The sequence below is a fragment of the Brevibacillus sp. NRRL NRS-603 genome (assembly GCF_003013445.1).
GTDB classification, from domain to species: Bacteria; Bacillota; Bacilli; order Brevibacillales; family Brevibacillaceae; genus Brevibacillus; species Brevibacillus formosus.
Genome location: NZ_PXZN01000034.1, coordinates 44333 through 57650, shown reverse-complemented (window position 1 = coordinate 57650; position 13318 = coordinate 44333). Strand labels below are relative to the sequence as shown.

14 protein-coding genes and 1 other RNA gene are annotated in these 13318 nt (G+C 47.3%); 2 read left to right on the top strand and 13 right to left on the bottom strand.

Annotated elements, in window-relative coordinates; all coding sequences use genetic code 11:
* Positions 1-38: 38 nt before the first annotated feature.
* A complete protein-coding gene (locus tag C7R94_RS23635; RefSeq protein ID WP_106785195.1) occupies positions 39-1034 on the bottom strand; it encodes a hypothetical protein in 996 nt (331 codons plus the stop codon).
* A gap of 190 nt (positions 1035-1224) precedes the next feature.
* Here C7R94_RS23635 and C7R94_RS23630 point away from each other — a divergent pair, with 190 nt between their 5' ends.
* On the top strand, positions 1225-1752 hold the full coding sequence (locus C7R94_RS23630) for a hypothetical protein (RefSeq protein ID WP_106785194.1): 528 nt from the start codon (positions 1225-1227) through the stop codon (positions 1750-1752).
* 16 nt (positions 1753-1768) lie between these two features.
* Here C7R94_RS23630 and C7R94_RS23625 read toward each other — a convergent pair whose 3' ends face one another.
* The 10 genes from C7R94_RS23625 to C7R94_RS23580 form a co-directional block, all read right to left on the bottom strand.
* Entirely contained in the window at positions 1769-2035 is a 267-nt protein-coding gene (locus tag C7R94_RS23625) for a pro-sigmaK processing inhibitor BofA family protein (protein WP_106785193.1), read from the bottom strand.
* A 12-nt stretch (positions 2036-2047) separates the two neighbouring features.
* Positions 2048-2278 carry a DUF2508 family protein gene (locus C7R94_RS23620; protein WP_106785192.1) on the bottom strand — a complete coding sequence of 77 codons (231 nt, stop codon included), beginning with the start codon at positions 2276-2278 and terminating at the stop codon, positions 2048-2050.
* A 15-nt stretch (positions 2279-2293) separates the two neighbouring features.
* The gene (locus C7R94_RS23615) at positions 2294-3271 is read right to left on the bottom strand and encodes a CPBP family intramembrane glutamic endopeptidase (protein ID WP_106785191.1); all 978 of its coding nucleotides are present in this window, start codon (positions 3269-3271) and stop codon (positions 2294-2296) included.
* Positions 3272-3330: 59 nt separating this feature from the next.
* Complete coding sequence (locus C7R94_RS23610) at positions 3331-3804, bottom strand: SRPBCC family protein (protein ID WP_106785190.1); 474 nt, start codon at positions 3802-3804, stop codon at positions 3331-3333.
* Positions 3805-4066: 262 nt separating this feature from the next.
* Positions 4067-4663 carry a recombination mediator RecR gene (recR, locus tag C7R94_RS23605; protein ID WP_017246916.1) on the bottom strand — a complete coding sequence of 199 codons (597 nt, stop codon included), beginning with the start codon at positions 4661-4663 and terminating at the stop codon, positions 4067-4069.
* Positions 4664-4691: 28 nt separating this feature from the next.
* Complete coding sequence (locus tag C7R94_RS23600; RefSeq protein ID WP_026134079.1) at positions 4692-5003, bottom strand: YbaB/EbfC family nucleoid-associated protein; 312 nt, start codon at positions 5001-5003, stop codon at positions 4692-4694.
* Between the two features lie 45 nt (positions 5004-5048).
* Positions 5049-6746, bottom strand: coding sequence for a DNA polymerase III subunit gamma/tau (gene dnaX, locus C7R94_RS23595; protein WP_106785189.1), 1698 nt, complete (start codon positions 6744-6746; stop codon positions 5049-5051).
* A gap of 139 nt (positions 6747-6885) precedes the next feature.
* The gene (locus tag C7R94_RS23590) at positions 6886-8319 is read right to left on the bottom strand and encodes a PAS domain-containing sensor histidine kinase (RefSeq protein WP_106785188.1); all 1434 of its coding nucleotides are present in this window, start codon (positions 8317-8319) and stop codon (positions 6886-6888) included.
* 234 nt (positions 8320-8553) lie between these two features.
* An RNA gene (ffs, locus tag C7R94_RS23585) (signal recognition particle sRNA large type) lies at positions 8554-8818 on the bottom strand.
* Between the two features lie 55 nt (positions 8819-8873).
* A complete protein-coding gene (locus C7R94_RS23580; RefSeq protein ID WP_106785187.1) occupies positions 8874-10637 on the bottom strand; it encodes an HD domain-containing phosphohydrolase in 1764 nt (587 codons plus the stop codon).
* A gap of 211 nt (positions 10638-10848) precedes the next feature.
* On the opposite strand from C7R94_RS23580, the gene C7R94_RS23575 reads away from it, so the two are divergent.
* The gene (locus tag C7R94_RS23575) at positions 10849-11739 is read left to right on the top strand and encodes an EamA family transporter (RefSeq protein WP_106785186.1); all 891 of its coding nucleotides are present in this window, start codon (positions 10849-10851) and stop codon (positions 11737-11739) included.
* A 123-nt stretch (positions 11740-11862) separates the two neighbouring features.
* On the opposite strand, the gene C7R94_RS23570 is transcribed toward C7R94_RS23575, so the two are convergent.
* Both C7R94_RS23570 and C7R94_RS23565 read right to left on the bottom strand, forming a co-directional pair.
* Positions 11863-12522 (bottom strand): DedA family protein, encoded by a 660-nt coding sequence (locus C7R94_RS23570; protein WP_106785185.1) that lies wholly within the window; start codon positions 12520-12522, stop codon positions 11863-11865.
* Positions 12523-13134: a class I SAM-dependent methyltransferase gene (locus C7R94_RS23565; protein ID WP_106785184.1), complete on the bottom strand. Its 612-nt coding sequence runs from the start codon at positions 13132-13134 to the stop codon at positions 12523-12525.
* Positions 13135-13318: the final 184 nt, after the last annotated feature.

Sequence of the window (13318 nt, the reverse complement as noted above, 5' to 3'; positions counted from 1 at the left end):
CTCAATATACCAACCATTATACCCCATTATAATCAGCATCATTCCCAAACGTTCGTGTTTTCGCCGATAGCTCGGTAGGCTTGGAAGTAGGACTGGGCTTCCTGCATAGGGAAGCAAGCTGCCGCGTCAATAACATAGGTCTGCCTCATTCTGTTAACCAGCTCTGATAATGCCAACTCTGCAATAGTCGTTCCCGCAGCATTCCCGATCACGAGCAAATCCGCATCCTTTACAGCATCCTGCCACGAATCGTATAGCGGCCAACCCGTCATCCTTTTGTTCGGATTTGGCTTGTCCTCCCCCGTGTACACCGCAACATCTTTTTCAGCCAACCAGTCAGAAGGCATATGCTGCCATAGCGAATCCTCTCCCCAGAGTACAATCCGCTGTATATCGGCTTTTTGTAGAGCGAGCCTGCATGCTTTTTCAAGCCATTGAACGATGAGAGAAGAGTCCTGGCGGGAAGGGTATATCCAGCCGTGACCAATTCGTTTGTCCATTCCGAGCGAGCGACTGACTTGGAGTAGAGAAATTCCCTTCTCATCGCATCTGGCACCAAGTTCGATGTAAAACTGCTCCTTCCACGCCAAATAGCGAGGTAATTGCCGAAGCGCTTCATCCACTTCGCGCATCCCGCATACCATCGTCACCAGTGAGTAGCGGGCAAGCTGCTTACAGAGGAACCGCATCCATCTCCCATCGGGTTCCCCTCCAAGCAAAGCACGCTCGTGGGTAAATAACGCCATGCGAATGATCTCGTGCTCCCCGGTGTGCTCGTATTGGGTATGTAAAGTATTCGCCCAATCGTATGGCATGTCGCTTCCGTAGACAAGTACGAGCCATGGCCCCGTTCCCAGCTTTTGCATCCTTTTTTCCTGCAAAAGCTTGCCATCACTCTCTTTTGTCAGCAGAAATCCATTGGCGCCTCCCCCTTGTATGTCATCTGCGCTGCCAACAACCAGCTCTATTCCACATGCTCCTAGCTCATTACCGAATCTGGCTACGACCTCCTCTGAAATGACCCATAGCTTCACGCTTTTCCTCCCTCCTCCTCACGTCCTAATTCCTTTTATCCTGCCCATAACAAAAAACCGTCAGTCTAATCAGGCTAGACAAACGGCTTGTTTCATTCGCTGTATGAGCTTTCTCAAGATTTGCGACTGTGCGATAATGGAACCGCAGACTTTCATTCATCCAGACCGCTGTAAAAGGAAGTGACTTCTCATGAAGGAAACCGCCGCCCATACGATTTATAGCTACAAGCTGCTCTATCGTTTTCGCTGGCGATTCGTCGGCTACCTTTTTCAACTGTTGTTAATAGGCTTGTCCCTTATTTGGCACTCATTCACGCTGCAAGTCCCCGCTTATACGCTGATTGTGACGTTAGCGATTATACCCGTGATACCAATCTGTCATTTGGTCCTATTTCGACTGTATGCCCTTCTGCGTGGCCATAAACCAAAGACAACTGCCGATATGCTCGTCTCTCCGTGGTGGGGGGCTGGCTATCCACTTCCCATCCCGCTCTCTGTCTATCGGGGAAGTGAGCTGACGGTAATCGTGGGAAGCATGGCGATAGTAGCCGGGGCTTATGTGTGGCTTTCGGAAGGATACGGGCTCACCTTGATCAGTGGAACGTTGATCGTGGCACTGCCGCGCCTCCTCGCCCTCCTTGCTTCCTTTCGTCAGCCAAGTCGTAGCCGTGTGAAGTACGAGGATCGCGGCGTTGCTTTTTTACTTACCGATGGATAACCGAATCGATACACCTTTACATAACCCATAGCTTGATGACAATCAACGCCGCCAATCCAGGCAAACGGAGAAGTCCGACGAGCAGAGCCGTCACCGGGTTGATCGGGATGTGGAAGTTAGCCAGCTCTCCAACCAGATTGGTGAAAAACAGCAATAGCGCGCCAATCACGACTTGCATGATCCCAAATCCAATCCACCTGATCGGGCCCGTGACAGATTTGCTGGCAGCAATCACCAGCAAAATTCCAACTACAATCAGTGCTATAACCCACTCTGTAGTCATCGGCTTTTCCTCCTATGCCTGTTGGCGATTCCTCTCGCGCTTTGCTTGCGCGAGCAAATACATATACCGCTTTTCGGTCACATGCAAATAATAAATGACATCATCCAAACCGCCGTCCGGTTCACTGATCTCCGCAAGATGGCGGGCATGCTGCCAATCCATTCGCGCCTGATTGACTGCCATATCCAAGCTCGCTTCATTCCACTCCACCACGCACCGCGCTTTTTTTCTCCATCTACTCACCTGCAAGCTTCCCCCTCAGTGAAAGTAGTAAAGTACTCCTGTCATGTTGTTCAACGCATGCAACAAAACCGCTCCCCAAATGGATTGGTACCGATGTCGAACGAATCCGAGTAAAAGTCCAATGACAAAAAGCGGAGCGAACAGAGCAATATCCATATGCAGGAGCCCAAACCAGAGACTGCTCAAGAAGATACCCAAAACGGGCCCGATTCTCTTAACCAGATAAGTCTGAATCACACCGCGAAACAAAACCTCCTCCGCAATCGGAACCAATATGCCAATGACCAGAAGTGAGGTGAGCGCCGCCAAAATATCCGTATCTTTCGCCTGCACAATCTCTTTTTCGATCTGCTGCTCTCTCTCTGATGACAGAGACAGTCCAAACCAGTCCGCAATCGGGTTAGTCACCACCGCATCCAGCACTAGTGCAATCAAAAGAAACAGAGCAGCGAGCATCAGCAGCATCTGGCCTAGTCGTACAGGTCGGCGAACGCCGATTTCCCCCAGTCGTCCACGAAACCACAGCGGAATCAAAATCAACAGGAACAATTGAAAAATAGCTGATTCCAATATCCCTCCGATCGTACCGGTGGAAAAGAAGGTACCTTCCAGCAAAAAACCATACAACAGCAGTACGCCTGTTTGAAACACATGCAGCCAAGCTACAATATGCAGCACATCATTCCCTGTAAGCTCGTCATATTGCCATAGCCATGACGTCGGCTGCCGTCTTTCTCTTAGCAGGCTCACAATGAAACCAACGGTCGCAATGAAGCTAAATACCGTCACCGCAAATGCAAGTAGTCCTAGCCATATCTCTGGTTGCCCGGCGGTGGTAGCGACCCACTTTCCGTCTTCCCCCTTGTGAAAGCGAATCATGGATAACTCGGCAGCAAACATGAGCCAATACCCAATAAACAGCATGATCGCCCATGGAGTGGACTTTTGTCGCCGTACCCCACTCGCAAGCGACAGTCCTGGTCCTGTCAGCATCTCCTCACGCTCCTATTTCACTGTATGTCTCGTCCATTCAAAAAAGTCCGGCATTTCTATCAAGATTGCAAAGCTTTGACCTGTGCTTCTGCTACTTGCTTGAGATATTCATTACGCGTCCGCAAAAACCGCGTCATATACGCCTCCAGGAACAACCAATCCGCGAGCTTTCCCAGAACACCCAGTGGAGATGTGTAGTCAAAAATATCGATCATTCTCGTCTGATTGTCCGTTATCGGAATAAACTCATGCGTGTGATGAAACCTTTTGAATGCGCCAGAAACCATCTCATCCACGAAATAGCGCGGTTCCTCCATCTCTGTGATTTTCACCGTCAAATTCTGCTTGATACCGAAGTGAATGGCTTCCCAGGTAACCGTCTCCCCCAGGTTTATCAGTCCGCTCGTTACTCCTCCAATCGCTCTCTCCTTCGTGCTGGCTGTGGATTCCATATGCAAATCAATGCTTCTGGCAGCATCGAAGCAGACCTGTCGCGGAGCATCTATCAAAAACTCCATACGAATAACCGGCATCCTGCATCCTCCTCTCGAAACGAAAAAAAGACAGGCAGACCCCGTCTTCTTTTCTATCTTTATCGTACGTATCGAATTTCCTAGGATGATATTTAAAAAGTCGTCCTTTCAGCACCGAGAAAGTGGCGAGAACCTGAAGAAGGAGGAGCGGAGTGTAGGGGACCTACATGAGCACCGGACTTCGAAGGTGAACGCCAATTTTCGATGTCGAATGATCATCTAGAACTACATCGTGATCAAAGGACGACTTTTTAAATTTCCTTTACAGGTCGCGTCTGCCTTCCAATGCTTTGGTCAGCGTGACTTCATCGGCGTACTCCAAATCTCCACCGACTGGCAAGCCGTGCGCGATACGCGTCACGCGAATGCCAAAAGGTTTAATCAGCCGGGAAATGTACATCGCTGTCGCTTCCCCTTCGATATTCGGATTGGTCGCCAAAATGACTTCCTTCACCTGCTCGTCACCGAGGCGCTTCAACAGGTCAGGAATGCGAATATCCTCCGGACCGATCCCATCCATAGGAGAAATCGCCCCGTGCAAAACGTGATAATACCCTTCAAACTCTCTCGTCTTCTCCATCGCTACCACGTCCCGCGGCTCTTGCACCACACAGATGACTGAGCCGTCACGACGTTTGTCCCGACAAATATGACATGGATCAAGATCGGTAATATTGTTGCAGACCGAGCAGTAATGAAGCTGACGCTTGGCATTGACCAATGCTTTTGCCAAATCAAGCACGTCGTCCTCTTTCATATTGAGCACAAAAAAGGCAAGCCGCCCAGCCGTTTTTGGACCAATGCCGGGCAATTTCATAAAACCATCAATGAGCTTTGAGACCGGTTCTGGATAAAACATCGCCTACTCCTCTTTTCCTGCCCAATTTTTAGAACAGGCCTGGGATGTTCATGCCTCCGGTAAACTTGCCCATTTCCTTGCCTACCATTTCATCTGCTTTACGCAATGCATCGTTCACAGCAGTGAGCACCAGGTCTTGCAGCATTTCTACATCTTCAGGGTCTACTACTTCCGGCTTGATCACGATGTCTTTGATTTGCTTGTGTCCATCGATTTTCACAGTGATAGCGCCGCCACCAGCAGAACCTTCCACGATTCTCTCTTTCAAGCCTTCTTGCGCTTTTTGCATTTCTTCCTGCATTTTTTTCACTTGCTTCATCATTTGTTGCATTTGCTGCATGTTTTTCATTGAGGTATCCTCCCTAAATGGTTATGGGTGTATGATTTAGTCTTTCACTTCAACAAGACCTTCTCCGACGAGCTTGATGGCCTCCGCCAAAAACGGGTCCTCTTCTGGCTCCTCAGAAGCGTCTTTTTGACCAACCTGCTGGTCTACACTTTGCCACTCTTCCTCCATGACAGACAAGAGCTGCAAGGGCCTGCCCAGCACCGTAGACATAACGCGCTCGATCACACTCCGCAGCTCTGCCTCCATCGTCTTATCACAATGGATGGCACTGTTGAAGGTTACGACAACAGCTTCATTGCCGGCAGCTACCGGTTGACCATTGACTAGCCAAGCCTGGTACTGGATCTTAATCTTTTTCAGCTCGGTCAAAATTTGACTCCACTGCCCGCGCACCTGTCTCGTCAAATTCTCATCCATGGCCTTCGCGACTTCCCTGACTCTATTCATCGGGGTTCGCGAACCACCAGAAGCCGCAGCTATGCGCCTTGGCTCATTCTTGCGCGTTTCTTCAGCCTTTTGCTGGCCGGGAATGCTCACCTGACCTTGCATCACTTGAACCAAACGCTCTTCCAAAACGCGAATGCGAGTAGACATGGCGGTCAGTTCTTCGCTGTTAACCGGTGAGGCTCCCATAGATTCTGTCGCATTCGCATTAGGCTGGCACATTTTGACAAGCGTCAGTTCAACCAGCACCCTTGCATATGTCGACCATTTTAATTGCGACAAAGCCTGATTGCAGGTCTCAATCGCTGCATAAAGCACCGGAAACGAGTACAGCTTTGCAACCTCTGCAAACTGATCATCAATCATGGTCCGCTCGACAATCTCTTCCAACTGCGGCGCTGTCTTCAATAACAGCATGTCGCGGTAATAGTAAAGGAAATCGTGCAGGAACTGCTCCGGGTCCTTCCCTTGCACCATGACTTTATCAAATTGCTCCATGACCTGTGCAACATCATTTTCGGCAATATGTCGCGCAAGCACAGAAAAGTAAGATTGGGCAACTGTGCCCGTAATCTGCATAATATCACTAGCACGAACCTCGTCCTTGCTATAGCTAATCGCTTGGTCCAACAAGCTAAGAGCATCACGGGCTCCACCTTCAGCCATCTTTGCTACGAGCTGCAGGGCCTGCTCCTCCACCTGCACCCCTTGTGATTGGCAAATCCTTTGCAAAAGATCGACCATCACTCTCAGAGGAATTCGGTGAAAATCAAAGCGCTGGCAACGAGATATAATCGTAGCTGGCAGCTTGTGCGGCTCTGTCGTCGCCAAAATAAAAATGACGTGGGACGGCGGCTCTTCGAGGGTTTTTAACAAAGCGTTAAATGCCTCTGTCGTCAGCATATGCACCTCATCGATGATGTACACTTTATACCTGACGTCGCTCGGGGCAAATTTCACTTTGTCGCGAATGTCGCGGATCTCTTCAACACCACGGTTGGATGCCGCGTCGATTTCCAGCACATCCGTAACAGAACCGTTGGAGATGGCTCTACACGTATCGCATTGATTGCATGGCTCGCCATCTATAGGCTGCTCGCAGTTCACTGCTTTCGCCATAATTTTGGCTGCACTTGTTTTTCCCGTACCTCGGGGACCGTTGAATAAATAGGCATGGGACAGCCTATTTTCGCGTAAAGCATTACGCAAGGTTGTCGTAACATGCTCTTGTCCGACTACGTCTTGAAAAGTCTGCGGTCGGTATACGCGGTATAGCGCGGTATAAGCCATGTTCGTGTGACACTCCCCATCTGCACAGTCCTCTTCTATATCCTATTCAGTATACACGATTGCCACCGTTCGTACAAAGTGAACGGACATGTCTCACTTAAAAAACGCCCCGTTCACAATTGTGCGGGGCGCATTCTTCCTAATACGGTAGCATGATATGGAAGGTCGTCCCAAACCCTTTGGAGGAGACACGGATTTGACCGCCAATATCGTGAATGATTTTTTGGCAGACAGACAATCCGAGCCCTGTCCCTTCCTCTTTTGTCGTAAAAAACGGATCAAAAATCTTATCAATAATGTAAAGGGGGATGCCCGGACCTGAATCGTGAATATCGATACTCACTTTGTCGCCATCCTGGTCGAAATGATGGGAAATCCGAAGCGACCCTTGCTCTCCCATTGCTTCTATTCCATTTTTGCAGATATTAATGAACACTTGCTTCAAAAGCTCGTTATCCCCGACGACCATCGGAAGCTTTCCGCAAGAGGAAAATTGGACATCAATTCCGTACAGAATTGCCTGTGACTCGACGATCGGCAAAATTTCATCAAAAACGGTATTTAAGTCGACCATGGAATATTGAATATTACGCGGCTTGCTCAATAGTAGGAATTCACTGACTAAAGAATTGATGCGATTGATTTCAGTTAGCATAATTTCGGTGTACGTTTTCTCCCTGTCCATGCCACTGTCACCAAATAACTTGAGGAACATTTGGAGAAAACCTTTGATCGAGGTAAGTGGATTGCGAATCTCGTGCGCTGTACCAGCAGCAATTTGCCCGATCATCGCCAAGCGTTCATTCCGCTCGAGCTTTTGGGCGAAGGATCGCAGGTTTGTTATGTCTTTGAATAGAATAAACGCCCCTACTGTTTTCCCTGACTCGTCTTGGAGTGTATTGGCGTCGACAATCAGCTCATAGCGTTGGTTGTCATTCGTCCAGGAAGTCGCGACATTTTGCAGCTTTACGCCTTCCAACAGTTCTTTTTTAATGAACCGATGCGGTTCGGGGATGCCGCTGAATACTTGATCGACGTGTTTATTGATGACGTTCAATCTCTCCATACCAAGTAGCTTGCACGCCGTCTGGCTGGCTTCGATAATGATCGATTTCTCGTCGAGGATAAACAAGCCCATGCTTGTATCATAGGTCAGTTTGGTCAGCAATCGCTGAGACAAAAGCCGATCGCTTTCTTTTAGGAGTTGGGGGAAATGAATCATGTACAGAAGTTCTTCCGCTTGCTGTGCCATGATCATGACAGCTGTGTTCCTGTATCTTCCCTGTTTATCACACCATTCCAATTCGACCTCGCCTTTGGTTCCCACTTCTTCTTCCTTTCGCAAATATTCCTCATACAGGTGCTCTATGGAGCCTCGATGGGGAAGAAGAGAGCTGATCGGCTGATTGACAAGTTGATCGCGTGAATATCCGGTTACACGAAGCAGTTGTTCGTTGACCTCCACGATACTACCCGCTTGATTCACCAATAAAACGGCAGTAGGCAGTTGATGCATGAACCGCTGCAATCGACCGGACGAGCCAACGAGATGTAACGAAGAAAGTGCACTCATTGCTTGTCCCTCCTGGCCTATGACGTATTTTGAAAGGAAAGAAACCGAAATCCTTTCCGCCTATTATGAAAATTCGTGAAAATACTCATAAAACCTTCATTCAATCTACCTGAAAAGTATGGAAATGTTTCGCTAGTTATCGTCAAATTCCAACAAAAAATAATTGGATCGTAAAATAACAAAAATAGCATGCTTCCCTTCGGAAACATGCTATCTGTACATGCGTGATAAGTACCGTGCACCTATCTTCGATAATTCTTATCCAAGCGTTACTTATGGTAGCAGCTCAGAGCAGGCTACCCTGCGGCACACGCGATGATCCACTTATGGCTGCTTCCTTCCGGACCTGACCAGGTTCATGGGTTCGCGTTGCACAGGACCCGCTCCTCAACACCGCCGCCATAAGGCAGCCTCACATAAGAAAACCTAGGATAGGAATTCAACCCTGCTATTGCGGATTGCAGGTTACAGGGCACCGCAACCTCCCCGTCTAGCACGGTAGAACTAGAATACCAAAGTTAGTAGCCGATAGCAAGGAGTAAACCTATCCAGTGCTAGGAAATCTCTCTATCCTTACTAACTCTTCCCTTGCAATCCGCCGACTGTGTAATCTGAATAGCTCCATCCTCAAAAGCCTTCTTAAAAATCGAAACAATGGAGGGATCGAACTGTGTTTCCTGGCATCGCATAATTTCTTCGTATGCTTCTTTTGCTGACATGGCTTTGCGATAGGAACGTGTAGAAGTCATTGCATCAAACGTATCTGCAACGGCAAGAATACGCCCGATTAGCGGGATTTCTTCCCCTTTGAGCTGATCAGGGTAACCTTTTCCATCCCATCGCTCATGATGATGCCGTACCCCTGGACTGATATGCGACAGGTTTTCTATCTGCTCCACAATTTTTCCACTGATGATGGAATGAGTTTTCATGCATTCATACTCGTCAGGCGATAGCTTTCCGGTTTTTAAAAGGACGTGATCAGGAATGGCTACTTTTCCGATATCATGCATTAATCCAGCATAACGCAAATCATCTCGTGAAACTGCAAGCTGCTCCTGTTGCTGTAAATAATCGTAAATGATAAGGGCATAGTGAGTAACCCGTTCTGAATGTCCTGCTGTATAAGGGTCCTTCATCTCTACGGCTAAATAAAAGCTGCGAACGATTTGATCCAGGCTCTGTTGCGAATACTCCCGCTCTCGGGTAATTAACGCGTGCATCTGTTCTGCCATGGTGTTGAACTTATTCTCCAGCAGCGTTATTTCTTTCATCCCCTGTATCGGGACGCGTACAGAAAAATCGCCTTTTAACAAGGAGTCAGTGGCGGATACCAAGCTATAGATAGGCTCACCAATCCATTTTGACAACCGATGAGCCACAAAACAGGCAAATAAAACAACGATAAAAAGGGTGAAACAAAAAATCAGGTTCAATCGTTGTAATCGTTCATTAATCCCATCTCTCGGCAACCACTCAAAAAAAGCACCCCCGCTTTTTTCAGATACTTGGCGATAGACGTAAATGTCTTTACCTTCGATGAGCAAGGAAAAAAGTCCTTTTTCATTGGATTGTTCCCACTGACTGCGTACCATTTCATAATTAGGGAGCGCGGAAACGTGATTTCCAATCATAGCTTTATCGGTGTGAATTATAATCGTTCGGGAGGGGGAAAGGACCATCATGCCATACTCTTTTGGCACGACATAGGTACGGACCCAGTCTGTCAGTTTATTCAGATTGATTTCTACTAATAAAAGTCCCGCAGCTTTTGGATTCGAACTCTCCAGGCGCTTCTCTATAAAAAATGATTTTGGGCGCCCCTCTTCCTCCCTTTTGGTAAGAAAATTTACCCTGCTTTCTCCGGTTCCCCATTGCTCGCGTTCCAGAAATTGATTATCCGCATTCCAGCTCTGATCTTCGTTTAATGGGAAAATCCTTCCATCCTCACTGAGAAAAACAATATTTCCTACCACATTTTGATTGCGGGAGAAACGCTCGAATAAATTTTGGATGACTTGTTCCTGCGATGTCCATTCGTGCCTGAGACCCTTCTTTTTTCCTTCGACAAAAGATGGTTCCTCTGTCATACGTCTGGACAGTCTATTCGCCAATTCATCGGTATCCTTTTGGATAGACTGAAAAAGGGACAAAAGCCTTTCATCGACGAGCCCTATATTTACATCCATGTTCGTCTCGTACAGTTCAAATACTGCCTCTTCAGCTTCATCATAAAAAAGGAAGCAAATAAAAATAGTAGGCCCTAGAATCAGTAATAAAAATGTGGAAAATAATCGATCCCTCCACTTCAGGTACACAAGCCTCCCCCTTTTTTCTAAGCTGTTCACCAAAATAGCTACACCATTTGTAGTGGGTACGATTACATAGTGTCATTTCACTATTTCCCGCTGGGATCAAACGTAAACCTTTGTTCGAACCAAAAATGGAATCTTCTTCATCCATAGACAAACAGACGCTGTCGTAATATTCTAGCTAAGAATTATTATCGTATGTGAGGAGATGCATCAGATGAGATACATCCTCCTGGTTTTGCTCGGAGCATGTAGTTACGGCATACTATCAACCATCGTAAAGCTTGCCTACAAGCAAGGATATTCGCCCGCAGAGGTAATTGGTGGGCAAATGTTTTTGGGCTTTGTGCTGACCTGGATACCCGCTCTTTTCTTCCTGCGGACCAAGCCTCCCCTTCGCCAGTTGCTATTATTGGCTACCGTAGGTCTGACTGTCGGTTCAACGGGAATTATGTACTACAATGCCTTGCAATATATCCCAGCCTCGATCGCCATTGTCCTTTTGTTTCAGTTCACGTGGATGGGCGTACTGGTCGAAGCCGTGATGACTCGCCGGATGCCTGGAAAGGAGACGATTTTTTCCCTCCTCTTGCTGCTGACAGGGACCCTTCTTGCAGGCGGAATTTTTGAGAGCGGTGGATTGGCCCAATTTCATATTCTGGGTGTCATTTTCGGTCTTCTCTCAGCCGTTTCTTTTACATTGTTTATTTTGTTCAGCGGGAAAACCGCCATCGCTGTTAATCCGTGGATTCGTAGTTCCAGCATGGCGACTGGCTCTTTTCTGTTGGCCAGCCTGATTTACCCACCTGCTTTTCTATTCAACGGAGCATTGTTGGACGGGTTGTTTCCATACGTATTTTTACTCGCCTTCTTTGGGATTTTGATCCCGACGGTTTTTTTCAATTATGGTATGCCCCACATAGGACCAGGGATGGGAGCTATATTAGGAGCAGCTGAGCTACCCATGGCTGTGCTCTCCTCCTATGTCATCTTGAATGAATCTGTCTCTATACTCCAAGTGAGCGGTGTCGTGATCATTTTACTCGGAATTATCTTGCCGGAATGGCTACGCCAGCGAAACATTCGAAGAAACAAGGCTACCCCATAATTGTTGTCCAACGCCCATCCAATGTGTCTCTGCCGCACATATGGACGGGTTTTTTTATGATAAAAAGCAAAAAACCTCTGCTCCACGCAGAGGGTCGTTGACTTCGTCATTATTACATTCGGGTTACTCTTGCTGATCACGATCGATCATCAGAGGCGTTGGAGCAGCTGCCATGCTTTTTTGTTTTCTCCAAACAGTGAATCCATAATAAGCAGCAGCAATGAGAACCAGTACGCCTAAGACAGAGAAAATGACGGTTCGATTATTTAACAAGGCCACATAAGAAGTAAGCATCTCCACTTTATTTCCCATGAAATGACCGAGCAAAAACAAGATCAGTGTCCATACAAAGCCAGTTGTGTACGAAAAAAGGGCGTACCGTGGAAACGTCATTTTCCCGATCCCGACCAGGTAAGGAACGACATGCCTGACGACAGGAAAGAAATAGCTGATACATAGGGCGTAGCTGCCGTAACGATCGAGCAGCGACTGCGCTTGATTTACGTACTTGTTCATTCCTTTTTTGCGACTAATCCAGTTCAGTGCAGGTGCTCCAAGCCATCTCCCGAGCACATATCCCAATGACAGCCCAGACACAACACCCAAATAGGTCGCAATAAATGCAGGAAAAACATGCAGAAGTCCCATCGAGGTCAGCACTCCCGCAGACAGCACAATCACCTCGTCAGGAATCGGCATACCAACAATCCCTAACCATAACATAAAGAAAAGGGCAAAATAGCCAAACTGACCCACAGACTCGGACAGCATATCGACAATCATCTAGAAATCCTCCTGGCCAACACCCTTGCTATCATCTTTCCGGCAAATGTAGACAAAGGCAGGTGGCAAATTCAATGGAACCATTTTCACCGATACTTGCTCAAATACAGAGGAAAGCTGCTTTTTCATTTGCAGCGAATATTGAAAGGCGACAAATACTCCGCCCGGTTTTAGCGCATGATATACCTGATCCATAATTTGATCACGCAGTTCTTGTGGGAAGTTGGCAAATGGCAATCCTGACAAAATACAGTCCGCTTTGCCCAATCCCGCTTCCGTAAGAACCCGATCCAAATCTACCGCATCTTCGTGGAATCGTACATCGGGAAATAGTGGTTCCAGCCTTTTGCGCATCTTGGTCTCCTTTTCAAAGGATACCAGTACGGCTTCGGTCTTTTTCTTTTGCTCGATCCACTTTGTAAAAATCCCCGTTCCTGCTCCTAATTCCACAATTGTATGTGCTTGCTCCCAGTCAATGGGCGCCACCATTTGTTTACAAAGCGCACGGGAGCTAGGAGTAATACTGCCTACTTGGCCTGGTGACCGCAAAAAATTATAGAAGAACATCAGCCGATCCTTCATGCTGGATGGATGATGACAATCGATCATCATGTCTATATGCTCCCTTCTCAGTCCTTGCTTATCCATTATCTTATCTAAAAAACATTACGAATTATCTACTAAAAACGAAAGATTTTCTTACTACTATAACAGTAAACGAATGGAAATAAAAATTCCTCCGTCTATAGTCGGAACAAATAATCACACTCATGATGGTTTTTTGAGTGATTTCCAT

What these genes read in the sequence shown, in the direction of transcription:
- C7R94_RS23575 (WP_106785186.1), top strand. Translation starts at nt 10,849, where the DNA reads ATGAGATACATCCTCCTGGTTTTGCTCGGAGCATGTAGTTACGGCATA.
- C7R94_RS23615 (WP_106785191.1), bottom strand. Translation starts at nt 3,271, where the DNA reads ATGCTGACAGGACCAGGACTGTCGCTTGCGAGTGGGGTACGGCGACAA.
- recR (WP_017246916.1), bottom strand. Translation starts at nt 4,663, where the DNA reads ATGTTTTATCCAGAACCGGTCTCAAAGCTCATTGATGGTTTTATGAAA.
- C7R94_RS23565 (WP_106785184.1), bottom strand. Translation starts at nt 13,134, where the DNA reads ATGATGATCGATTGTCATCATCCATCCAGCATGAAGGATCGGCTGATG.
- C7R94_RS23570 (WP_106785185.1), bottom strand. Translation starts at nt 12,522, where the DNA reads ATGATTGTCGATATGCTGTCCGAGTCTGTGGGTCAGTTTGGCTATTTT.
- dnaX (WP_106785189.1), bottom strand. Translation starts at nt 6,746, where the DNA reads ATGGCTTATACCGCGCTATACCGCGTATACCGACCGCAGACTTTTCAA.
- C7R94_RS23610 (WP_106785190.1), bottom strand. Translation starts at nt 3,804, where the DNA reads ATGCCGGTTATTCGTATGGAGTTTTTGATAGATGCTCCGCGACAGGTC.
- C7R94_RS23625 (WP_106785193.1), bottom strand. Translation starts at nt 2,035, where the DNA reads ATGACTACAGAGTGGGTTATAGCACTGATTGTAGTTGGAATTTTGCTG.
- C7R94_RS23590 (WP_106785188.1), bottom strand. Translation starts at nt 8,319, where the DNA reads ATGAGTGCACTTTCTTCGTTACATCTCGTTGGCTCGTCCGGTCGATTG.
- C7R94_RS23630 (WP_106785194.1), top strand. Translation starts at nt 1,225, where the DNA reads ATGAAGGAAACCGCCGCCCATACGATTTATAGCTACAAGCTGCTCTAT.
- C7R94_RS23600 (WP_026134079.1), bottom strand. Translation starts at nt 5,003, where the DNA reads ATGCAGCAAATGCAACAAATGATGAAGCAAGTGAAAAAAATGCAGGAA.